This is a genomic window from Azospirillum sp. CT11-132, from assembly GCF_047302835.1.
GTDB lineage: Bacteria > Pseudomonadota > Alphaproteobacteria > Azospirillales > Azospirillaceae > Azospirillum.
On record NZ_JBGLZA010000009.1, the window covers coordinates 80,140 to 102,122 of the forward strand.

The window sequence follows — 21,983 nt, forward strand, 5'->3', positions numbered from 1 at the left end:
ATGGATCGACGTCAACTGGGCCGCAGCGGCCTGACGGTGTCCCCGCTCTGCTTCGGCGGCAACGTGTTCGGCTGGACCGCCGACGAGGCCACCTCCTTCCGGCTGCTCGACGCCTTCGTCGATGCCGGCTTCAACTTCGTCGACACCGCCGACGTCTATTCGGCCTGGGCGCCCGGCAACTCCGGCGGCGAGTCCGAGACCATCATCGGCAAATGGATGAAGAGCCGGGGCAACCGCGACCGCATCGTCCTGGCGACCAAGGTCGGGTCGGAGATGGGGCCGGGCAAGAAGGGCCTGTCGCCGGCCTGGATCCGGACGGCGGTCGAGGATTCGCTGCGCCGGCTCCAGACCGACCGCATCGACCTCTACCAGTCCCATTGGGACGATCCCGAAACCCCGTTCGAGGACACGCTGGGCGCCTACAAGGAGCTGATCGACCAGGGCAAGGTCCGGGCGATCGGCGCCTCCAACCTGACGGCGCCGCGCCTGCGCGAGGCGCTGGAGGTCAGCGCCCGCACCGGCCTGCCCCGCTATGAGACCTTGCAGCCGGAATACAACCTGTACAGCCGCGAGGGCTACGAGGCGGAGCTGGAGGGGATTTGCCGGGAGAACGGGCTGGGCGTCATCCCCTACTATTCGCTGGCCGCCGGCTTCCTGACCGGCAAGTACCGCTCGGCCGAGGATGCCGGCAAGAGCGCGCGCGGCGGCGGGGTGGTGTCGAAGTATCTGAACGAGCGCGGCCGGGCCATCCTGGCGGCTCTGGACGAGGTCGCCGGGCGGCACAAGGCGACGCCGAGCCAAGTGGCGCTCGCCTGGCTGATTGCGCGGCCCGGCCTGACGGCGCCGATCGCGAGCGCGTCGAAGCCGGAGCAGATGGGCGACCTGATCGCCGCGGCCAGGCTGCGGCTGGATGCCGAGGACATCGGGCGGCTGGATCGGGCCAGTGCCTATTGAGGCGTCTGGTCACGGGGTGAATATCCCCTCTCCCGCCCCGGGAGAGGGAAGGGGCCCGCCGCGAAGCGGTGGGAAGGGTGAGGGGTGATCCAAGGAACCATGCGGTTCGGGATTCTTGGGTTCCCCCTCACCCTCCCCACTTCGTGGGTCCCCTCCCTCTCCCGGGGCTCTCAGCGGATCTTCGATCCGCCTGACGCCGTCAGCACAAACGAAGTTTGTGCGAGAGGCGGGAGAGGGCATCAGGGAGTGGGGATCGCCGCCGCTTTGGACGACGCCGGTTTGCCGGCCGCGTCCGTCTTCAGCACCGCCAGGAAGGCGTCGGCCATGGCGTGATAGACCGAATGCGGGCAGACCAGCCGCGACAGGGTGGTGGCGAGCGCGGCGCTCAGCATCAGCGGCAGCAGCATCTCGGGCGAGGCGCTCATCTCCGTCACGATGACGACGGCGGTCAGGGGGGCCTGCACCACGCCGGCGAAATAGGACACCATCGACAGCAGGACAATGGCGCCCAGCGAGCTGTCCGGCAGCAGCCCGCCGATAATCGAGCCGATGCCGGCCCCGACCGACAGCGAGGGGGAGAAGATGCCGCCGGGAATGCCGCAGATGCCGGACAGGACGGTCGCCAGCAGCTTTGCCGGGGCATAGTACCAGGGCAGCGTCTCCACCCCGTCCAGCACGGCGCGCGCCTGCTCATAGCCGGTGCCGAAGGTCAGGCCGCCGGTGGCGGCGCCGATCGCCGCCAGGGCAAGGCCGCAACCCAACGCGATGAGCAGCGGGTGACGGGCCAGCCGTCCACCCAGGCCGCAGCGGATCCAGCGCGTCAGCCACAGCAGCAGCGAGCTGAATCCCCCGCCGGCCAGACCGCCGACGACGCCGGTCGCCAGAACCGCTTCCCAGTCGTGCCAGCTGGCCGAGGCGGCGGTGTGGCCGAAATAGGCATAGTTGCCGAGCAGGCCGACGGCGACCAGACCGGCCGCCACCACCGCGATCAGGACAAGGCTGCTGGTCCGCCTTTCGAAGCTGCGGGCCATCTCCTCGATGGCGAAGACGATGCCGGCCAGCGGCGTGTTGAAGGCCGCGGCGACGCCGGCCGCGCCGCCGGCGAGGATCAGACCCGGCTCCCGCCCCAGCCCGGCGATGGAACCGGCCATCAGCATGATCGAGGCGCCGACCTGCACCGTCGGTCCCTCGCGCCCGATGGAGGCGCCGCAGGCCAGCCCGACCAGGGTCAGCAGGATCTTCCCCACGGCGATGCGCGGCGACAGCAGCCGGCGCTTGGCCGCCGGGTCCTGGACATGGCGCGCGGCGATGGCCTGGGGAATGCCGCTGCCCTGCGATCCCGGCACCACGCGAAGGGCGACCCAGGCGGAAAAGACCAGCCCCAGCGGAGTCAGCAGGAAGGGCAGCCAGGGAACTGCCCCGACGGCCAGCCGGAACAGCTGCTGGGCATAATCCGCGGCAACGGCGAACAGGACGGCGACCAGCCCGACCGCAGCGGCACCGGACCAGAACAGCAGGCGCCGCCGCCAGTTTCTGGGGGACATCCAGACATGGTGGGGCCGGCGCAGCCGGTTGGGCAGCGGGTGGTGCGGGCGATTGGCAGAAGGCATCGACGGGGGCCGGAAGCGGGGGAAAAGGACGGATGAAACGGCAGGGGGCCGAGTTTAGGTCCGTTTTTTTCCGCAGGTCCAGCCACGCTCGTGCAGATCTGGCCCGAAGAGGCCGTTCGTGCACGAAAATATGGCGTCAGCGGCGGGCGGTGCTGCCCGAATGGGGCTGGTGGGGCCGGGAGGAGCGGCCGCGCGATGCGATGGCGGCGCCTTGCAGGGTGCGCTGGCCGCGGCGCGCTTGCGCCTGCTCCACCTCGCGGCGGAAGTTGGGGCCGAGAGCCTCGTAGGCGGCCTTCAGCTCCGGGTCCTTCATCCAGAATTCCTGGCGATCCATGGTTTCCTCTTATATTGGCTGGCCGCCGGCCGAATGCCGGGCAGACCTGCGGCATGCCGCCCTTGCAGAAGCTGCTTCAGAAGCTGTTCCGGGGCGGGTCATCCGATGTTTTTATCGGGATGACGCCCACCTTCCTTTTCCGAAGGACGGGGCGGCATGACGACTGACAGGTTGGGGTGGCTGGTCTTCACTTCAAGATACCCCCGGTGTCTGACCGGGCGACTTTTCGAAAGCGATAACGTCCTGTCCACCCCAAGGTTCCAGCCGGCCCTCCCCCGGCCGCCGGTACTAGGACCGGCGGGGGGTATGGGAGATCTCCCTCTCCCCCCCGGGGAGAGGGTCGGGGTGAGGGGGGTGCATGGTGTGGATTCTATGGAGAATGGGGACCGCGCGATGCTTGAAAATCCTCGCCGCGCGACCCCCTCACCCTAACCCTCTCCCCGGGGGGGAGAGGGGATATGCGCCCGACGAAGGAGCAGGATCAGGCGTGCAGCAGGCCAATGTCATTGTAGGCGATGTGGTCGAAGCCATGGGCGTAGACCGGCGAGGTCGACGACAGGCTGAAGTCGTCCGCACCCGGATTGACGAAACCCGGGTTCAGCATCACCGAACCCTTGTCGTACCCGGCGGCCTGCCAGTTCGCCAGAGTGCCCCAGGCGCCGCTCGACATCACCTGCGGCCAGGCGTCGAACTCCTTCTCGGCGGTGTTCAGGCTGCTGTAGAAGTTGTCGTGGAGGTTGCCGACATTGGCCGGGCCGTAGATGTGGACGGCGGTGCCCTCGCGCACGTCGATGACGTTGCCGGAGATGTCGTTGCCGGTCATGGCGTGGCCCTTCCAGCCGCTCCAGGCCACCGGCTGCTGCAGGCCGATCTGGGCGCCGCTGTTGCCGGCGATCACGTTCTCCGTGACCGTGTTGTTCCAGCCGCCATGCAGGAAGACGCCGCCGATGTTGTCGTGGACGACGTTGCCCTTCACCGTGGTGCCGCTGGTCCAGTCGTCGAGATAGATGCCCCAGCTCGCCACCTGACCCGTCGGGTTGGTCGCGGTGGTGCCGGACACGTCGTTGTTGACGACGGTGTGATTGGCCAGATCCTGCTGGCGGTTGATCAGGTAGATGCCGCCGCCGTCGTTCGATTCCAGGTTGGCGTTGATCACCTTGTTGTAGGAGATGGTGACGCGATAGGCCGCGTCGCTGCCGTCGGTCTGGACCGAGCCGACGGCGATGGCCTTCTCCGGCGAATTTTCGATCTGGTTGTGGGTGACCTTGACGTCGGAGCTGCCGTTGACCCAGATGCCGGCGTCGCCGCGGTCGGCGGCGTTCGGGTGCCGGATCAGGTTGTCCGACACCTGCGTGAAGTTGGAGCCGGCCTTGACGAAGATCGACTCGGCGCCGGTGTTGTCGAACTGGTTGCCGGTGACCTTGCTGTTGGCGCTGTTCTGCACCGTGATGCCATAGCCGCCGCCCTTCACCACGTTGTTGGCGAAGGTCACGCCGGAGGCGTTGTCGGCGAAGACGTAATGGCCGGTGGTGACGCCGTCGGCGAAGCTCAGGCCTTCGATGGTCACGTTCTTGGCGCCGCCGAGGCCGAAGGACACCGACGCCGTCGAACTGCCGTGGATCACCGCCTTCTCATTGCCATAGCCGGCGAAGGTGACGCCGGAATCCTGGCTGTTCAGCCACAGCCCGTTCTGATGGTAGTCGCCGCCGCGGATGTAGGTGGTGTCGATGTTCGGATCGGCGCGCATCGCCGCCTGGGCCTTGGCGAGGCTGGCGAAGGGGCCGTCGGTGCCGGCGGCGTTGGGGGCGGCCAGCTTGCCCGACCAGCTGTCCTTGCCGTTGGTGGCGACGTAGAAGGCCGGGCCGGTGGGGGCCGGGGTGGTCGGCGTCGGCGTGGTCGGGGTGGGGGTGGTCGGCGTCGGGGTGGTGGTGGTGCCGGCCGGGAAGTCGGAGGCCGGGGCGTTGACCACCAGCGTGCCGTTCCACCACATCCCCTTCTGGCCGGCGATCACGTCCTTGCCGTCGAGCGCGCCCTTGTCATAGGTGACGGCGCTGCTGGTCGAGGCGTAGCTGTGGCCGTTGATGGAGATGCTGTTGACGGTCAGGCTGCGGTCCTGGCCGTTGACCATGGCATCGTTGTCGTACTGGACCTGCACCTTGTGCGCGACATGGTCGGCGGCATCGGTGGTGAAGGTGAAATTCTTGGCGGTGGTGCCGGCGGTCGCCTCGCCGATCTGCTTGCCGTCGACCAGCACCTTGAAGTGGGCGTTGACGCCGCCCGCCGCGGTGCCCGACGCGTTCACCACGATGGTGTCCTTGCCCGCCGTCGCGGCCGGGGCCGGGGTGGGGGTCGCGGCGGGGAAATAGCTCTTGTCGGCGTTCACCACCAGCGTGCCGTTCCACCACATGTTCGACTGGCCGGCGGCGACGTCGCGGCCGTCGAGCGTGCCCTTGTCGTAGCTGACGATGCCGGCGGTCGGCGCGATCGTCTTGCCGCCGATGCTGATGCTGTTGACGGTCAGGCTGCGGTCCTGGCCGTTGATGACGGCATCGTTGTCGTACTGGATCTGCACCTTGTGCGCGGTGTCGGCGGTCAGCACGGGCGTGAAGACGAAATCCTTCGCCGTCGTGCCGGCGGAGCCCTCACCCACCTTCTGGCCGTCGACCAGCAGGGTGAAATGGGCGTTCACGCCGGCGGCGGCCTTGCCCAGGGCGTTGACGACGATCTTGGTGGAGGTGGTGGCCATCGGTTCGGTGTCCTCGCCTGATGTGCCCCGGGGCATTGCCGTGCCCCTGGGGTCTGATGTCCGTTTTGGGCCTGAACCCGGATGCCGGCGGAGGATGGCGAGGAGCGGCGGGATCTTTGTGTGATGTTTTCGCTTAAAAGCGCCGAATCTGCGACAAATTGTGGCTAATCCTGCGGTGGGCCGATTTGCACGATGGTCATGATTGCAGTGCAGCATTTCCGCAACAGCGACCCGTGCGAAAATTGCGGCTTTCCCGTATTCCTGCAGGAAGCCGTTGAACGAAAGGTGCTTTTCCCGGATTGTTTGGAATAGCCACAACTGTCTGCCGCCGGAACGAGACGCGGTGACCGCGAGGCTTCGGACCCCCATATGTCCGGACGCCGAGCGGAACGAGGATTGACTGAGAGATGCACGAGTACAGCGAGCGGCCGCGCCGCGCCGACGATCACCCCAGCCACCGGCCTTTGCCGCCGGGCTGTTTCCGGGTGCAGCGGCCCATTCGCTTTTCCCACTGCGACCCGGCCGGCATCGTCTATTTCCCGGTCTATTTCGACATGTTCAACGGCGCGGTGGAGGACTGGTTCACCCAGGGGCTGGACATCGACTATGCGACGATGATCCTGCAGCGGCGGCTGGGCCTGCCGATCGTGCATGCCGAATGCGATTTCGTGATCCCCAGCCGCATGGGCGACACGCTGACGCTGGGCGTCCTGCTGGAGCGGCTGGGCCGCAGCTCGCTCAAGCTGCGGATCAACGGCGAGCATGAGGGGCAGGTGCGGCTGTCGGGCAGCCTGACGGTGGTCACCACCTCGCTCGACGATTTCGCCGCGGTGCCGATCCCCGACGACATCCGCGCCGCCATGCAGCGCTATCAGGCGGGTTGCGACGCGTAAGGGGGGGCTTGGGTATTTCCCCCCCTCTCCCGCCCCGGGAGAGGGAAGGGGCCCGCCGCAAAGCGGTGGGAAGGGTGAGGGGTATTGCAAGGAACCATGCGGTTCGGGATGCTTGGATCAACCCTCACCCTCCCCACTTCGTGGGGCCCCTCCCTCTCCCGGGACGGGAGAGGGCCTTTTTGTGCGCCCTGCCCTCTCTGACGGACCTCCATGGACGACATCGACCGCCGGCTGATCGATCTGTTGACGGTGAACGCGCGCACCAGCACGGCGGCGCTGGGCCGTGCGCTGGGGCTGTCGCGGTCCACCGTGCAGGATCGCATCGCCCGGCTGGAGCGGCAGGGGGTGATCTCCGGCTATACCGTGAAGCTGGGCGATCCGGCGCCGCGCCGCGGCGTGTCGGCGCTGGTGATGATCAGCGTGAACGCCCGGCTGGCCGACCGCGCCGTCCATGCCCTGCGCAAGATGCCGGAGGTGATCCGGCTGCACAGCATCAGCGGCCAATACGATCTCTGCGCCACCGTCGGCACCGAGACCCATGACGCGATGGATGCCGCGCTGGACAGCATCGGCCGCCTGCCCGGTGTGGAACGGACGATGTCGTCGATCGTGCTGTCGACGAAGATGGAACGGTAGGAGACGCTTCCCCCGTCCGGTAAGGAACGGGGGAAAGTCTCCTTGAGTCCTTACGCCTTCCCGTCCATCTGGATGACGCGCAGGTTGTTGGTGGTGCCGGCCTGGGCGAAGGGGATGCCGGCGACCACGACCATGGTGCCGATCCGGCCGGCGAACTCCTCCGCCCGCGCGGTGGAGATGGCGCGGTCGACCATCTCCTCGTAGGTGCGGATGTCGTCGGACAGCACGCTGTGGGCGCCCCACAGCAGGCAGAGCCGGCGCGAAACCGCCTTGTCCGGGGTGATCGCCAGGATCGGCACCTCCGGCCGCTTGCGGGCGATGCGCGCCGCGGTGGTGCCGCTGGAGGTGAAGGCGACGATGGCCGAGGAATGCAGGCTGTTGGCCAGATCGGCGGCGGCGGCGGCGACGGCGTGGGGCGGGCTGTGCTCCTCCCCCGGATGGGTCGCCTGGATCAGCGAGTGATAGAGCTTGTGCTGCTCGGTGGAGCGGATGATGCGGTCCATCATGGTGACCGCTTCGACCGGATACTGGCCCGACGCCGATTCGGCCGACAGCATCACCGCGTCGGCGCCGTCATAGATGGCGGTCGCCACGTCCGACGCCTCGGCCCGCGTCGGGGTCGGGGCGGAGACCATCGAATCGAGCATCTGGGTGGCGACGATCACCGGCTTCACCGCCAGACGGCAGGCGCGCACCAGCTCCTTCTGGCGGCCGGGCACGTCCTCGTGCGGGATTTCGACGCCGAGGTCGCCGCGCGCCACCATCACCGCGTCCGACAGGCGGATGATGTCGTCGATCCGCTCCAGCGCCTGCGGCTTCTCGATCTTCGCCATGATGCCGGCGCGGTCGCCGATCAGGCCGCGGCCCTCGATGATGTCGCCCGGCTTCTGCACGAAGGACATGGCGACCCAGTCGACGCCCAGTTCCAGCCCGAAGGCGAGGTCGGCGCGGTCCTTGGATGTGAGCGGCGACAGGTCGAGCACGGTGCCCGGCAGGTTGACGCCCTTGCGGTTGGAGATGGTGCCGCCGACGACGACGCGGGCCTCGATCCAGTCGTCGCCCAGCTCGGTCACCTCGACGCGGACGCGGCCGTCGTCGATCAGCAGATGGTGGCCCGGCATGATGGCGGCGAAGATTTCCGGGTGCGGCAGCGGGATGGAGCGCTTGTCGCCGTCGCTGCCCTGCAGGACGAAGCGGATCGATTCGCCGGTGGCGACGGCGATCTTGCCGTCGCGGATGGTGCCGACGCGGATCTTCGGGCCCTGGAGATCCTGAAGGATGCCGATGGGGCGGCCGACCTCCGCCTCCAGCTCGCGGATGGCGCGGTGGACCTTGGCGTGGTCGTCGTGGGTGCCGTGGCTGAAGTTCAGCCGGAAGGTGTCGACGCCGGCCAGGAACAGGGTTTTCAGCATCTCGGGCGAGTTGCTGGCCGGTCCGACGGTGGCGACGATCTTGGCGCGGCGATGACGGCGCATGTGGTTCCGGCCGCGGGGGCCGTCCTCTTTGGCTGGGCCGTCCGGTGCGCCGACGGGACGGCGGCCACCTTGGAGGGACGGCGGGGTGACTGGTCAGCAATGGAACGGCCGGAGCGCGCACCCGTTGGGGTAGCCCGTCGACTGTTCGCGTGCCTGAACAAGGTGTCGCCATCGCCGCCGGAAAGCAAGGCGACTGGCGGAATTGGAATTCTTCCAACTGCCCGTGCGGATCCTTGATGGTGCGGATGGGGGAGCGGCGGGGCTGCGCGTCTCGCAGCGGAAGGTCAGCGGCGGCGGGGTTGGGGATGGGCGGGTGGAGGGGAAGGTGACCATCGCCAGTCGAACGATTTGGGCGTGAAAGGAATATAATCTTTAACGCAATCCCTTAACGAAGCGGTCAAGCGACGTTGCGCGCCCACGATTGTTAACTTTTTTGCCGACGCGAAAGGCCATTTTCGAATTGGAATTACCTCCGTCGCTGTAGCCCGTCGTGCCGGATGTTTGCCAATCCTGTGTCCGAATGGATAAATATAATCGGCAATCATCTGGTGAAATCTCGGGCACATTTTGGAAGAATTATGCGCATAAGCGAGTTTGGTGGGATTGGTGTTGGTCTATGTCTTTTGAGATCATCTTGAGAAAGTGAGTGGAAGCAAAGCGGATACTGATGTGATGAAAAGAAGACTGTGTGTTGGATCGCAGAACCTGTGACCAAGATGGGATATAGTTTGCCAATCTGACTCCGCCCCCTTGAACGACCCTGTGATCGGCTGAGCCAAATTTGCCACAAGCTTCGAGAAAAGTTAACCGGACTTGGAAAGGTTTCGTTAACCATTCAAGCCCCAGCATGGCTTCAACACAACGGACATAGGATTGAAGTCATGAGCACGACCACCGCGCCGAGCAAGATCGTCGTCAACGCCTACGGCCAGTCCCAGGATGGCGTCGCGCCGCATTTCAAGCTGCTGGTGGATGGTCAGGAGGTCGGGTCGGCCAATGCGGCCGCCACCTCGTCGAAGGCATACAGCTTCACCGCCGACCTTGCGGCGAACACCGCGCATACGGTCCAGGTCGTCTACGACAATGACACTGTGAACGCTGCCAATCGCGACCTCTATGTTCAGTCGATCGAGGTGAACGGCCACACGCTGAAGCCGACCGACGCCATCTATGAGCGCCATGACGATGCCGCCCCGGCGCCGACCCAGGCCGGCCAGGAAGCCATGTGGTGGGACGGCGCGCTGACCTTCAAGACCCCCGCCGGCCATTACGCCGCCCCGGTGGCCGCCGCTCCGGCCGCCCCCACCACGGCCCCGGCCGCCGGCACCGCGCAGAACGTCATCACCGTGAACGCCGCCGGCGATGCGGCGGGCGGCGAAGGCGCGCACTTCACCGTGCTGGTCGACGGCAAGGCGATCGGCGAGGGCACGGCCACCAGCCCGGACGCCAAGGACTACACGTTCACCGCCGATCTGGCGCAGGGCACCGCCCATGCGGTCGAGGTGAAGTACGACAACGACGCCGTCATCGGCGGCAGCGACCGCAACCTGTATGTCCACAGCGTCGGCGTCGACGGCAAGACCGTGGCGGCCACCGATGCCGCAATGTCGGTCCACCGCACGGCGGACGGCGCCGAGCTGGGCGCCACCAGCGACCTCTATTGGGACGCCACGCTGACCGCCAAGCTGGACGCCAGCCATTTCGCGGCCACCGGCAGCAGCACGGGCGGCTCGACCGGCGGCTCCACCGATGCGGGCAAGGGCGGCAGCAGCACGGGTGGGTCCACGGGTGGGTCGACTGGCGGCTCCACTGGCGGCTCCACGGGCGGTTCGACGGGCGATGCCTCGCTGTCGCTGAAGGTCGGCAACGTCACGACATCCGATCCGGGCATGGTGCAGAGCAGCGGCTCGATCAACGGCTTCCTGCACACCAACGGCAACCAGATCGTCGATGAAAGCGGCAACAACGTCCGCCTGACCGGCGTGAACTGGTTCGGCGGCGAGGGCTACAACTATGTGCCCGCCGGCCTGTGGGCCGACAGCTACCAGGGCCACATCGACAGCATGAAGGGCCTGGGCTTCAACGTCATCCGCCTGACCTGGGCCGACGACATGTTCGACAGCGAGGCCGTGACCAACGGCATCGACTACTCGAAGAACCCGGACCTGAAGGGGCTGTCCCGCCTGCAGGTCTATGACAAGGTCATCGATTACGCCGGCAAGGTCGGCATGAAGGTGATCCTCGACCACCACCGCAACGACGGCGGCGCCGGCACCAACGAGCATGGGCTGTGGTACACCGCCAACAACCCGGAATCGAAGGTGATCGAGAACTGGAAGATGCTGGCCAAGCATTATGCCGGCAACGACGCGGTGATCGGCGCCGACCTGCACAACGAGCCCAGCGTCACCGCCACCTGGGGCGACGGCAACCAGGCCACCGACTGGGCCGCGGCGGCCGAGCGCATCGGCAACTCGATCCAGACCGTCAACAAGGATTGGCTGCTGCTGGTCGAGGGCACGGAGTGGAGCAGCACGCTGGCCGGCGTGAAGAACCATCCCATCGAATTCGACGTGCCGAACAAGCTGGTCTATTCGCCGCACGCCTATGGCCAGAGCGTCGGCAACTTCAGCTGGCTGAACGACCCGGCCTATCCGAACAACCTGCCGGCCCAGTATGACGGCATGTGGGGCTTCATCTATAAGAACAACATCGCCCCGGTCCTGATCGGCGAGTTCGGCGGCCAGATGAACAGCGCGGCCGAGCAGACCTGGGCCAACGCCTTCGTCAAGTACATGAACGGCGACTGGAACCTGGACGGCAAGAGCGACCTGCCGGCCGGCCAGCAGGGCATGAACTGGACCTATTGGGCCTGGACCCCGGAATCGGGCGACGTCGGTGGCCTGCTGGAGAAGGACTACAAGACCATCGATCCGACCAAGATGAACATCATCAAGGCGGGTCTGGCGTCCAGCTCCGGCCACTCCGGTTCGGTGCCGGGCAGCGACGAGGCGGTCTTCACCGTTCAGCTGGCCAAGGCGGTCACCACCGCCACCACCATCGACTACTCGACCGAGGACGGCACCGCCAAGGCCGGCAGCGACTACACCGCCGCCCACGGCAGCCTGACCTTCCAGCCGGGTGAAACCAGCAAGACGGTCTCCGTCCACATCAACGGCGACAACGCCACCGAGGGCACGGAGAACTTCCTGCTGCACCTGACCCACGGCACCGCCAACCTCGGCACCGCCACGGGCTACATCACCGACCACGCGGCGTAAGGGACAGGTTTTCTAACGCACTACCAAGCCGGTCCGCGTCGTCACTGACGCGGGCCGGCTTTTTCCGTTTTTGGGAAGAACTTTCGGGGAAACGGCGTTCGGCACGGAAGTTATGCGGTTGTTATGAGTGTTCGAGTATGTCGTTGCGCTCGATCTGTCTGATCCAGAACGGCCATCTTTGCGGTGAAAGGAGAGCAGGGAGCCATTTTTCACTGTGGTAGAACGCATCATGCGTATCTTCACTTGTGTCAGGTGCCATCTTTGGGGGTAATCTGACCGGCGGGGGAAAGCCCTGGGCTTTAAGCCTACTCAAGGAAGCGGATTGCACATCCACACATGTGAGGACCAGTAATGAGGCGGTTGAAGGTTGCGCTGGCGACGGTCGTGCTGGGGGCGTTGGGCCTGTCTGGGTGCGGCGGGACGAACAACGCATTGGCTACCAAGCAGCAACAGGTTGAGTATTACAGAATTTTCGACCTGAAGACCAATGCGGGCAGGCAGGTGATCGCCAAAGCCGCGACCGACGGCCTTGGGCAGAATACAGGAACGATCAATACAGCCATGCCTATCCCTGCCTCGGCGGAACCCCCGGAGAAGCCCGGCCGGTTCAAGGTGGTCAATCCGCTGGCGGGTTCCAGGCTCGGCATGCTTGCGGCTGCCGGCGGGGGGCTCGGGATGAAGATGGCCGATTGCGACGGGGCCGTCTGGACCGGAAACGCCATCCGCAAGGTGTCGAATTCTAACTCCCTGAACCTGTGGGCGTGCCTTTATCCGTATAAGGGTGGCTATCACCTCGACATGTATGCAACCTTCACCAAGGTCGAAGGCGGCCTTGCGGAGATCAGCCGTCAGATGGCCTACGCGGCGGTCGGCACGCCGGAGGAGTGGACCGAGAAGACGTTCACCGACGTCATCCGGCAGATCCATGATCAGACCTATGCCGACATCACCTATCTGGAGGGGTACCCCGATCCCGGCCCGCTTCCTTGGCACGATCAGGGAAGCCGTGCGGCGGCGGGCGTTCCAGTCAAGCAGGGACAGTGATCCCCGCCTGCCTCCCGTCTGTAGACAGGCTGACAGGAGGGAAAGGCCTAGCCCTCCGGGGCGTTTCCAAAGGGGGCCGCAACCATCGAAAACCCTCCGATAGGGGGCGGCCACCCAAGGCTCTCGACCGCCGGCCACTCCACCGCCGGATGCCCGGCCAGACGGTCGAGCAGGCGGTCCAGCAGGTCCCAGATCGCCGCGTCATGCACCAGATGGTGGGTCAGCAGGCCGATGGGCTCGGCGGGGTTGCCCCTGCCCTCTTGGCGGCCCTCGCGGCGATCGCGCAGTTCGCGGCAGAGGAGGTCCAGCAACCCATCCAACGGGACGGCAGAGCGGGTGCCGTGCCAATCGATCAGGTCGAGGTGGGTGTTGATCCAGGTTATGCCGTCTCCACCCTCTGCCCGGCTGGCGGGCGCCGGGCCGAAGGCGGAGACGGCGCGGTAGCCGGCGGCGGACAGGCGGGACGGCATGTCGGCGGCCATGCGGTTCCAGGGCGGGACGAACAGCGGCAGCAGGCGGTCGCCGAACAGGGCGCGCAGGACCGACAGGCCGCGTTCGGCCTCGGCATGGCGGATTTCGGCGGGGCGTTCCGGGCCGAACTCGCACTTCTTGGCGCCGGGGGCGGCGTGGTCGGTGTGGGACCAGCCATGGACCAGCGGGGTCGCGTGGGGCTGGCCGGCAAGCGCTTGCGCCAGCGAGGGCTCGGCGTCGGCGGGGATGACGGCGAGGCCGAGCGGGATGCCGGCCTGGGCGCAGCGATGCAGCAGCCGGTCGAGTTGCGGGCTGGCGGCGATTGCGTCGTCGTCGCGCAGCCAGAGGGAACAGCGGCGGCCGAGATCGGTCCAGCGCGCCAGTTCGTCTTCCACCGCGGTCCAGTTGGTCATGACGTCTTCTCCGCCAGCAGGGTTTCGACGATCTCCACGCTGCGCGCCGCACCGGCCAGCGAGGCGGGGCTGAGCGGTGGGATGCGGGCGCCCAGCACGGAGGTCAACGCGCGGGCGAGGCTGTCGGGCGTGAGGTCGGCCTCGCGCAGGGTGGCGATGCCGGGCTGGCGGGCCAGGATGGCGGCGCGGATGGTCTGTTCGACCTCCTTGCCGTCCTCGAAGGGGCAGAAGACGCTGGGGACGCCGGCGGTCAGGCAGTCCAGCGCGGTGTTGTAGCCGCAGCGGCCGACGGCGGCGGATGCCCGGCCCAGCAGGGCGCGGAAGTCGGGGCGCACCGGCTCCACCAGCAGGCGGTCGGCCGGGGCCATGGCGCGCAGCCGGTCGGCCAGCGCCGCGTCGCCCTTCGCCACCAGCAGGCGCCAGCGCTGCGGCAGGGCCCAGGATGCCGCACAGCGGGCCGCGGCCTCGAAGACCGGGCGGCCGACCGGGCCGCCGCCGGCGGTGACCAGGATCTCAGCATTGCCGTCGGTGCCGTCGTCGGGGACGGGCGGCGGCGGGACGACGAAGCCGGTGTAGCGCAGCAGCGGGCGCATCGCCGGGGTCAGCGGCCAGCTGTCCTCCAGCGGGATCAGGGTGGGGTCGGAATGGACCAGAACGCCGTCGTAGAAGCGGAGAAGGCGGTCTTCGGTCTCGGCGACGCGCTTCGGTTTGGAGGGCGGGGCCAGGATGTCGCGGATCGATGCCAGGGTCAGCGGCGGGTGCGGCAGGGCGCGGGCACGCTCCAGCAGGGCGTCGAACTCGGCGGCGAGAGCGCGGCGGCCGAAGGGGAAGAGTTCGGTGATGAGAACGTCGGGGCGGAGGCTGTCGAGCAGGCCGGTCAGCATCGCCTGGCGGACGGCGAAGAGGGCGGCATCGGCGGGGCGGCCATCAGCGGCCAGCAGGGTGGCGAAGTCGGCACCGTCGCTCGCCAGCGGCGGCAGCTGGTGCAGGGTGGCGCCGCTGCTGCCGAGATGGGGGGCGGGACGGCCGCCGCTGACCACATCGACGCTCCAGCCGCGGGCGGCGAAGGCTTCGGCCAGGGCGAGGGCGCGGCTGAGATGGCCGGTGCCGAGTAGGTGGGTGACGGCGATCATGAGCTTCATGACAGGCGTTGCCCCTCCCGTGGGCCGGCAGGGTGGAGCGTGCCGTCGGCGGCGAGCGCCATGGCGTAGAGGCGGTCGCGCTTGACCGGAACCGGCGGCGGGCCGCGGAAGTCCCAGCCCCAGGCGAGCGCCAGAGCGACGCGGATGACGCCGATGTGGGTGACGACGAGGTGGGGGGAATGCGTTTCCGCGGGGACAATCGCCCTCTCCCGCCCCGGGAGAGGGAGGGGACCCGCGCCGCAGGCGTGGGGAGGGTGAGGGGTGGGGCTAGGATCAGGAAGCGCATGGTTCCTTGGATCACCCCTCACCCTTCCCATGCTTTGCATGGGCCCCTTCCCTCTCCCGGGGCGGGAGAGGGAGTCTAGCCATCCAATCAACCGATCCCGCACGTCGGCGGGGCTTTCGCCGCCCGGGGGGCGGAAGTCCCAGCCCCAGTGTTCGAGGTCGCGGTAGCCGCTGGCGGGGTCGGCGCGGAGGTCGTGGCCGTGCCGGCCCTCCCAGGCGCCCCAATCCATCTCGATCAGGCGGAGGTCGGTGTGGACGGGGCGGTCGTTGCCGAGGAGGCGGGCGGTCTCGATGGCGCGTGAGAGGGGGCTGGCGTGCAGGGTGGCGTCGCGCCACTCCGCCGGCAGGGTCAGGCGGGCGAGGCGGTCGCGGCCCTGCGGGTCGAGCGGGATGTCGGTGCGGCCCTGGATGCGGCCCTCGCGGTTCCAGGCGGTGATGCCGTGGCGCAGGAATGCGAGGCGGATCATGACATCAGTCCGGTCAGCAGGCCGCGCAGACGCTCCGCCGCCGCCGGCAGGGCGTGGTGGGCCTCGACATGGGCGCGGGCGCGGTGGCCGAGCGCGTGCAGAGACGGCGGATCGGCCAGCAGGGAGGACAGGGCGGCGGCGAAGTCCTGCGCGGTCGGGCCGGTCAGCCGGCCGCCGATGCCGTCGCGGATGACGGTTCCGGTGCCGGCATTGTCGATGGCGAGCACAGGCACGCCGTGGGCCTGGGCCTCCAGATAGACCATGCCGAAGGCCTCGTTCAGGCCGGGCCAGACCAGCAGGTCGGCGGCGCGGTAATGGGCGGCGAGGTCGGCGGGCGGGCGGGCGCCGAGGAGACGCACGCGCTGGCCGAAGGGGGCGAAGAGGGCCGAGACCTCCGCCGCCGCCGAGCCGTCGCCGACGATGTCGAGCGTCCAGGGCGGGACAGCAAGACGGGACAGAGAGTCGGCGAGCAGGCGGTAGGAGGCCAGCTTGTCGCCAGGGCGCATCATGGCGACGGTCAAAAGCCGGGGCGGAGAGGCCGGTCCAGGGCGTTCGACGGCAGGGGGGAGGTCGAGAAATGGTGGCAGCATCGCCACCTGCTGGCTGGGCGGGCCATAGGCCTCCACCGCATGACGGTCCCGGGCGCTGACGCAGAGGACGAGGGCGGCCTGCTCGATGGCGGACTCGGCGGCGGCGGCGAAGGCGGACCAGGGGCCGGTCAGGCGCTTGCGGGCGCGGGTCGCCTCTACCACGACATAGGGGATGCCGAGGGCGCGGGCGACGGCCGGGCCGATCAGGTCGGGCGCCTTGTAATAGACATGGTAGCTGAGCCACAGCGCCGGGCGCCGCGCCGGTTCGGCGGCGTAGAGCGACAACAGGCGGTCGCACTCGGCGGCGGCGGCGGCGGTCAGGCGGGCCTGCGCGGCGGGGTCGCCGGTGCCGTCATAGACGCGCAGGCCGCTCGCCACCTCCACCGGTCCGGTGGACTGCAGCGCGCGCAAAATCAGCCGCGCCATCTGGCGGTCGCCGGAGGGGATGGGGTGGTCGACCGGTTTCAGCGGGGCATAGAAGGCGATGCGGGAGGCGGTCACGCCGCGGCCTCCTCCAGGCGGCGGACGAGGCGGTCGATGCCGGCGGTCATGCCGAACTCGGCGCGCAGGCGGTCATGGGCGGCCTCCCCCAACCGCAGGCGGAGCGCCGGGTCGGTGGCGAGCCGTTCCAGCGCGGCGGCGATGGCGGGCGGCGTGCCGTCGGTCAGCAGGCCGTGGGTGCCGTCGGCGATGAATTCGGGGATGGCGGAGACGGCGGTGGAGAGGATGGCGAGGCGCTGGCTCGCCGCCTCCATCAGCACGTTGGGCAGGCCGTCGCGGTCGCCGTCGCCGGCCACCACGCTGGTCAGAACGAACAGGTCGGCATGGCGCAGCGCCTGGATCACCGTCGCCTGATCCTGGGCACCGCGCCAATCGATGCGGTCGGTCAGGCCGAGCCGCTCGGCCTGGGCGCGCAGGGACTGCTTCAGATCGCCGGAGCCGATATGGACCAACCGCCAGTGCAGCCCGTCCGGCAGCGTCGCCAGCGCGTCGAGCAGCCGGTCATAGCCCTTCTTCTCCACCAGCCGGCCGACCGACAGGATCTCCACCGCAAGGGTAGGGGTGGAGCCGTCGCGGGCCGGGGCGTCCGCCCGGTCCGGCGGGGCGGGGAAGCGGGAGAGGTCGAGGCCGTGATAGACGAGGTCGATGCGGCCGGGGTCGGCGGCGAGGCCGCGCAGATGGGCGGCGCCGACGGCGGTGCAGGTGGCGCCGAAGCGGGCGTCGGCCAGCTTCTCGCGCTTCTCCCACTCCGGCGTCGTCCAGATGTCCTTGGCATGGGCGGAAAAGCCCCAGCCGATGCCGCGGATCGCGGCGGCATAGCGCCCGACCGACGCCGGGGTGTGGAGGAAATGGGTGTAGAGGAAGGGCACGTCGGCCGGCAGCTCCGCCGCGAGAACCAGGGCTTGGCCGAAGCGGCGGCCCCGGTTGGCGGTGCGGTCGCGGCTGAGGTCGCGCAGCCAGCCCACCGCCGTGCGGAGCAGACCGGCCGGGTGGCGGAGGATCAGGCGGCCGAGAGCGCGCAGGACGCGGCCCGGCTCGTCGCGCAGATATTCCGGCAGGTAATGGACGGGTGCGGTGATGCGGTCGTGCAGGGCATGGCGGCGGCTGTCGGTGGGGTGGCGCAACGACCAGATCGCCAGTTCGATGCCGCGCTGCTGCAGGGCCAGAAGCTCCTGCGCGATGAAGGTTTCCGACAGGCGGGGATAGCCCTTCACCACGACGGCGATCTTCAACGGCGAAAACGGCGAACGGGTCGGCACGCCGGACGGCGGGTGGCCGTCCTTCCCCAATCCAGGCGTCATGCGCGCTTGCCCGCCATCGCGCGGGACATCCGCTCCGCCGCCCGGCGGATCGGGGTGACGGGGGTGGCGCGGGCGATCACCGAGTCCGCCTCCAGCACCTCGCGGGTCAGGCCGACGATGCGGTCCAGCCCGCCGAGCAGGCCGGGCAGCGGGCTGGCCGAGGGCGGCGGCTGGCTCGACAGGGCGCGGATGGCGGCGGCCATCGCCAGCGGGTCGGTGCCGTCGCGGTCGCTGTCCAGCGTGCGCAGCAGGCCCAGGGCCTCCGCCGCCTCGGCACGGATGCGCTGTTCCAGGCGCGGGCGGGTGCGCGGGGCCAGGACCGACGGCTTGTCGAAGGACAGGATCTCGCAGAAGGTGTTGTAGCCGCCCATCGCCACCACGCCGATGGCCCCGGCATAGAGGTCCTCCATGCGGGAATGGAAGTTGATCGTCTCCACCCTGCCCTTCAGCCGGCGGATGCGGGTGGCGAACTCCTGGCGGCGGGCATCCTCCAGGAAGGGGCCGTAGACGATCAGGGCGCGGGGGGTGAGGTCCGGATCGGCTTCATAGGCGGCGATGGTCCAGTCGACCAGGGCCGCGCCGTCGCCGCCGCCGCCGGGCGTCACCAGCACATAAGGCGCCGCCATGGGCAGGTCCGCGGCCTGGACGGCACCGCCGCCCTCGGTCGGCTCGCGCTTCAGATAGCCGGTGTAACGCACCCGCGCCGCGATCTCCGCCGGCAGGTCGAGACCGTCGAGCGGGCGGTAGACCTCCGGCAGGCCGTAGATCCAGAGCTGGTCGTAATAGCGCTCGATGGCGGCGACCGCCTCCTTGCGCTCCCATTCCGGCTGCAGGGCTTCGGGCGCATCCAGCACGTCGCGCAGGCCCAGCACCACGCGGGTGTTGCCGGTCGCCCGCATCTCCTCCAGCGCCGGCAGGAATTCGCCGTGCAGGCCGGTCGGCTCCTTGTCGACGATGGCCAGCGTCGGGCGGAAGGCGCGGGCGGTGGCGCGGATGATCTCCGCCCGGATGGCGGCGGTCTCCTCGATCGGCAGGCCGAGGTTGCGGGCGGTGTAGCCGCCGTCCGGCAGCTTCACCACGCCGGGCAGGCGCACATGGTCGACCCGCTCCGGAAAATCGAAGCGGCCGGCGACCGGCGAGCCGGTGAGGATCAGTGCCGAGGCATCGGGAAAGGCCGACACCAGCGCTTGGGCAATCGTCCGCGACCGCCGCAAATGGCCCAGCCCGAAGGTGTCGTGGCTGTAGAGCAGGATGCGCGGCGGGGTGCGGTCGGGATGGATGGAGCGAAGGGGGGCCAGGGGCTGGTGCATGCTCGGACACTCCGCTTCAGCACTGCGTCGGAACCGAAAAGCCGTTGCAGAACAATTCACTGTGCTCGTCTGAGGACCGGCTCGGTCCCGGTGGTTGCGCGACTGGTCCAGGGACCGGCAGCAGCGCTCCAGCCTGGATAGAACCCCTCACATGGATCGGGCCGCGCATCAACCCGCCTTCCGGCCAGGAGGCGGCAACCCAGCTATGCGCTGTGATATATGAGTTATAGCCAAGCTCACGCTTCGGGGAGCCGGCCGTTTCGAGGGGTCAGTCGCCATGATAGGGATCCAGGGCGTCGCGCAGGCCGTCGCCGAAGAAGTTGAAGGACAAGACTACCAGGATCACCGGCAGCATCGGCAATGACACCCAAGGATAGGTTTCCACCGCCATAAGGTTCTGGGCGTCGTTCAGCATTACCCCCCAACTGGTCGCCGGCGGGCGCAGGCCCAGCCCTAAGAAGGACAGTGCGGTTTCGCCCAGGATCATCGCCGGGATCGACAGGGTGGCGCTGGCGAGCAGGTGGCTGGCGAAGTTGGGCAGCAGATGGCGGCGGATGATGCGGGCCGGGCTGGCGCCCATCAGCTCCGCCGCCATGACGAAATCCTCCTCGCGGAGCGCCAGGAAACGGGAGCGCACGGCGCGGGCCAGCGACGGCCAGTCGAGCAGGCCGAGGATGACGGAGATGCAGAGGAACACCGTCACCGGGCTCCATTGCGCCGGCACCGCGGCGGACAGAGCCAGCCACAGCGGCAGCTCCGGCAGGGATTTCAGGATTTCCGACAGGCGCTGCACCCCGGCGTCGATCCAGCCGCCGAAATAGCCGGCCATGCCGCCCAGCGTGATGCCGATGGCGAAGGACACGGCGATGCCGAGCAGCCCGACGGTCAGCGACAGTTGCGCCCCGATGGCGAGGCGGGAGAGCATGTCGCGGCCCAGCCGGTCGGTGCCGAGCAGATGCAGCGAGGCGTCCGGCGGCGGGCAGACCAGCCGCGTCCGCAACTCCACCAGCCCGAGGAAGCGGTAGGGAACGCCGGGGCAGAGGAACTCCAGCGGCATCGGCCGGCTGGTGTCGGTCTCGTAGCGCCAGCGATAGTCCTTCAGGTCGGGATGGCCGACGGTCGGGTAGACGAAGGGGCCGATGAAGGTGCCCTCGTGGAACAGGTGGATGCCCTGCGGCGGGGCGTAGAGATGTTCCACGTCGCGCTCGTTGGCGCCGTAGGGCACCAGGAAGTCGACGAAGGGCAGGCTGAGATAGGAAAGGCCGAGGAACAGGGCCCCCAGCACCGCCAGCCGGTGGCGCAGGAAGCGGCGCAGCATCAGCCGCCCGGTGGAGGCACCCGGATCGAAACGGGTGGCCGGGGCGTCCGGCGACTCCGGATCGGGATAGGGCCGGCTGTCGACGTAATGTTCCCAGCCGCCGCCCGTGGCCCCGTCCTTCATGGTCCCATCCTTCATGGCCCCGCCTTTCATGGCCCCGCCTTTCATGGCCTTGTCTTTCATGACTGGGCCTTCCTCGCCTTGCCCAGGCGGATGCGGGGATCGAGCAGGGCGAGCGCGATGTCGGAGACCAGCATGCCGACCAGCACCAGCAGCGAGATGAACATCAGGATGAAGCCGGACAGGAAGATGTCCTGCGCCCGCAGCGCCTCCAGCAGGGCCGGGCCGATGGTGGGCAGGCTGAGCACGACGGAGATCAGCACCGATCCCGACACCAGCGACGGCAGCAGCGAGCCGATGTCGGAGACGAAGGGGTTCAGCGCCATGCGCAGCGGATAGCGGGTCAGCCGGCGCAGCGGCGGCACGCCCTTGGCCTTGGCGGTGACGACATAGGGCTTGCCCAGCTCGTCCAGCAGGTTGGCGCGCAGGCGCCGCACCATGGCGGCGGTGCCGGACAGGCCGATGACGATGGTCGGCACGATCAGGTGTTCCAGCACCGAGCCGATCTTGGCCCAGCTGAGCGCCTGATCCTCATAGCGGGCGTCGACCAGCCCGCCGATGGGAAGCCCCAGCCATTTCTGGCCGTAATAGAGCAGGATCAGCGCCAGCAGGAAGTTGGGCGTCGCCAGCCCGATATAGCCGATGGCGGCGGCGAGGTAATCGACCCAGCTGTTGGCGCGGATCGCCGCCAGCGCCCCCAGCGGGAAGGACACCAGATAGACGAACAGCACGGCGGCGAGGTTGAGGATGACGGTGAACCACAGCGTCTCCCCCACCACCTCGACGACCGGCTTGTTGAACTCGAACGACCAGCCGAGATCGCCCTGCAGCAGGCCGTGGAAGCCGTTCGGCCCCGGCCAGACGCCGATCCAGACCAGATACTGCTCCGCCAGCGGGCGGTCGAGCGCATATTCGTGGCGCAGGAACTCCGCCTTCGCCAGACCGGCCTCCTGGCCGGTGGCGCGCAGTTCGGCGATCTGGTTGGACAGGTAGTCGCCGGGGGGGAGGTTGATGACGATGAAGATCAGCATCGACACCACGAGCAGTGTCGGCACCATCACCAGCAGCCGGTGCAGGATGAAGCGCAGCATG

At 68.5% G+C, this 21,983-nt stretch carries 17 protein-coding genes; 5 read left to right on the top strand and 12 right to left on the bottom strand.

Annotated features, from left to right (window positions below; genetic code table 11):
- Entirely contained in the window at positions 1-954 is a 954-nt protein-coding gene (locus tag ACCD06_RS32080) for an aldo/keto reductase (protein WP_413346333.1), read from the top strand.
- Positions 955-1,193: 239 nt separating this feature from the next.
- On the opposite strand, the gene ACCD06_RS32085 is transcribed toward ACCD06_RS32080, so the two are convergent.
- From ACCD06_RS32085 to ACCD06_RS32095, 3 genes are all read right to left on the bottom strand, one after another.
- Positions 1,194-2,564, bottom strand: coding sequence for a chloride channel protein (locus ACCD06_RS32085; protein ID WP_413346335.1), 1,371 nt, complete (start codon positions 2,562-2,564; stop codon positions 1,194-1,196).
- Positions 2,565-2,700: 136 nt separating this feature from the next.
- Positions 2,701-2,898, bottom strand: coding sequence for a hypothetical protein (locus ACCD06_RS32090; protein ID WP_136700959.1), 198 nt, complete (start codon positions 2,896-2,898; stop codon positions 2,701-2,703).
- Positions 2,899-3,379: 481 nt separating this feature from the next.
- Positions 3,380-5,644: a right-handed parallel beta-helix repeat-containing protein gene (locus ACCD06_RS32095; protein WP_413346337.1), complete on the bottom strand. Its 2,265-nt coding sequence runs from the start codon at positions 5,642-5,644 to the stop codon at positions 3,380-3,382.
- 407 nt (positions 5,645-6,051) lie between these two features.
- On the opposite strand from ACCD06_RS32095, the gene ACCD06_RS32100 reads away from it, so the two are divergent.
- Both ACCD06_RS32100 and ACCD06_RS32105 read left to right on the top strand, forming a co-directional pair.
- A complete protein-coding gene (locus tag ACCD06_RS32100; RefSeq protein WP_247870848.1) occupies positions 6,052-6,537 on the top strand; it encodes an acyl-CoA thioesterase in 486 nt (161 codons plus the stop codon).
- A 210-nt stretch (positions 6,538-6,747) separates the two neighbouring features.
- A complete protein-coding gene (locus ACCD06_RS32105) occupies positions 6,748-7,173 on the top strand; it encodes an Lrp/AsnC family transcriptional regulator (protein WP_413346340.1) in 426 nt (141 codons plus the stop codon).
- Between the two features lie 50 nt (positions 7,174-7,223).
- On the opposite strand, the gene pyk is transcribed toward ACCD06_RS32105, so the two are convergent.
- Positions 7,224-8,648 carry a pyruvate kinase gene (pyk, locus tag ACCD06_RS32110; protein WP_413346342.1) on the bottom strand — a complete coding sequence of 475 codons (1,425 nt, stop codon included), beginning with the start codon at positions 8,646-8,648 and terminating at the stop codon, positions 7,224-7,226.
- A gap of 881 nt (positions 8,649-9,529) precedes the next feature.
- Between pyk and ACCD06_RS32115 the strand changes: the two genes are divergently transcribed.
- On the top strand, positions 9,530-11,929 hold the full coding sequence (locus tag ACCD06_RS32115) for a cellulase family glycosylhydrolase (RefSeq protein ID WP_413346344.1): 2,400 nt from the start codon (positions 9,530-9,532) through the stop codon (positions 11,927-11,929).
- A gap of 351 nt (positions 11,930-12,280) precedes the next feature.
- Positions 12,281-12,973: a hypothetical protein gene (locus ACCD06_RS32120; RefSeq protein WP_413346346.1), complete on the top strand. Its 693-nt coding sequence runs from the start codon at positions 12,281-12,283 to the stop codon at positions 12,971-12,973.
- A gap of 47 nt (positions 12,974-13,020) precedes the next feature.
- Here ACCD06_RS32120 and ACCD06_RS32125 read toward each other — a convergent pair whose 3' ends face one another.
- From ACCD06_RS32125 to ACCD06_RS32160, 8 genes are all read right to left on the bottom strand, one after another.
- Positions 13,021-13,857 (bottom strand): polysaccharide deacetylase family protein, encoded by an 837-nt coding sequence (locus tag ACCD06_RS32125; protein ID WP_247871476.1) that lies wholly within the window; start codon positions 13,855-13,857, stop codon positions 13,021-13,023.
- Positions 13,854-14,999, bottom strand: coding sequence for a glycosyltransferase family protein (locus ACCD06_RS32130; RefSeq protein ID WP_109076171.1), 1,146 nt, complete (start codon positions 14,997-14,999; stop codon positions 13,854-13,856). Before ACCD06_RS32130 ends, ACCD06_RS32125 begins: the two co-directional genes overlap by 4 nt.
- Positions 14,996-15,751 (bottom strand): histidine phosphatase family protein, encoded by a 756-nt coding sequence (locus ACCD06_RS32135; RefSeq protein ID WP_109076170.1) that lies wholly within the window; start codon positions 15,749-15,751, stop codon positions 14,996-14,998. The genes ACCD06_RS32130 and ACCD06_RS32135 overlap by 4 nt, the downstream gene beginning before the upstream one ends.
- Entirely contained in the window at positions 15,748-16,842 is a 1,095-nt protein-coding gene (locus ACCD06_RS32140) for a glycosyltransferase family 4 protein (RefSeq protein ID WP_413346349.1), read from the bottom strand. The genes ACCD06_RS32135 and ACCD06_RS32140 overlap by 4 nt, the downstream gene beginning before the upstream one ends.
- Positions 16,839-18,143: a glycosyltransferase family 4 protein gene (locus ACCD06_RS32145; protein WP_413346351.1), complete on the bottom strand. Its 1,305-nt coding sequence runs from the start codon at positions 18,141-18,143 to the stop codon at positions 16,839-16,841. Before ACCD06_RS32145 ends, ACCD06_RS32140 begins: the two co-directional genes overlap by 4 nt.
- On the bottom strand, positions 18,140-19,453 hold the full coding sequence (locus ACCD06_RS32150) for a glycosyltransferase family protein (protein WP_413346354.1): 1,314 nt from the start codon (positions 19,451-19,453) through the stop codon (positions 18,140-18,142). Before ACCD06_RS32150 ends, ACCD06_RS32145 begins: the two co-directional genes overlap by 4 nt.
- Before the next feature lie 268 nt (positions 19,454-19,721).
- Positions 19,722-20,894, bottom strand: coding sequence for an ABC transporter permease (locus ACCD06_RS32155; RefSeq protein WP_413346356.1), 1,173 nt, complete (start codon positions 20,892-20,894; stop codon positions 19,722-19,724).
- 56 nt (positions 20,895-20,950) lie between these two features.
- Positions 20,951-21,982 carry an ABC transporter permease gene (locus ACCD06_RS32160; RefSeq protein ID WP_109076164.1) on the bottom strand — a complete coding sequence of 344 codons (1,032 nt, stop codon included), beginning with the start codon at positions 21,980-21,982 and terminating at the stop codon, positions 20,951-20,953.
- Position 21,983: the final 1 nt, after the last annotated feature.

Bases quoted from the DNA above. Each gene is read 5' to 3' on its own strand.
- ACCD06_RS32080 (WP_413346333.1), top strand. From the start codon at position 1: ATGGATCGACGTCAACTGGGCCGCAGCGGCCTGACGGTGTCCCCGCTC.
- ACCD06_RS32085 (WP_413346335.1), bottom strand. From the start codon at position 2,564: ATGCCTTCTGCCAATCGCCCGCACCACCCGCTGCCCAACCGGCTGCGC.
- ACCD06_RS32090 (WP_136700959.1), bottom strand. From the start codon at position 2,898: ATGGATCGCCAGGAATTCTGGATGAAGGACCCGGAGCTGAAGGCCGCC.
- ACCD06_RS32095 (WP_413346337.1), bottom strand. From the start codon at position 5,644: ATGGCCACCACCTCCACCAAGATCGTCGTCAACGCCCTGGGCAAGGCC.
- ACCD06_RS32100 (WP_247870848.1), top strand. From the start codon at position 6,052: ATGCACGAGTACAGCGAGCGGCCGCGCCGCGCCGACGATCACCCCAGC.
- ACCD06_RS32105 (WP_413346340.1), top strand. From the start codon at position 6,748: ATGGACGACATCGACCGCCGGCTGATCGATCTGTTGACGGTGAACGCG.
- pyk (WP_413346342.1), bottom strand. From the start codon at position 8,648: ATGCGCCGTCATCGCCGCGCCAAGATCGTCGCCACCGTCGGACCGGCC.
- ACCD06_RS32115 (WP_413346344.1), top strand. From the start codon at position 9,530: ATGAGCACGACCACCGCGCCGAGCAAGATCGTCGTCAACGCCTACGGC.
- ACCD06_RS32120 (WP_413346346.1), top strand. From the start codon at position 12,281: ATGAGGCGGTTGAAGGTTGCGCTGGCGACGGTCGTGCTGGGGGCGTTG.
- ACCD06_RS32125 (WP_247871476.1), bottom strand. From the start codon at position 13,857: ATGACCAACTGGACCGCGGTGGAAGACGAACTGGCGCGCTGGACCGAT.
- ACCD06_RS32130 (WP_109076171.1), bottom strand. From the start codon at position 14,999: ATGAAGCTCATGATCGCCGTCACCCACCTACTCGGCACCGGCCATCTC.
- ACCD06_RS32135 (WP_109076170.1), bottom strand. From the start codon at position 15,751: ATGATCCGCCTCGCATTCCTGCGCCACGGCATCACCGCCTGGAACCGC.
- ACCD06_RS32145 (WP_413346351.1), bottom strand. From the start codon at position 18,143: ATGACGCCTGGATTGGGGAAGGACGGCCACCCGCCGTCCGGCGTGCCG.
- ACCD06_RS32150 (WP_413346354.1), bottom strand. From the start codon at position 19,453: ATGCACCAGCCCCTGGCCCCCCTTCGCTCCATCCATCCCGACCGCACC.
- ACCD06_RS32155 (WP_413346356.1), bottom strand. From the start codon at position 20,894: ATGAAGGACGGGGCCACGGGCGGCGGCTGGGAACATTACGTCGACAGC.
- ACCD06_RS32160 (WP_109076164.1), bottom strand. From the start codon at position 21,982: ATGCTGCGCTTCATCCTGCACCGGCTGCTGGTGATGGTGCCGACACTG.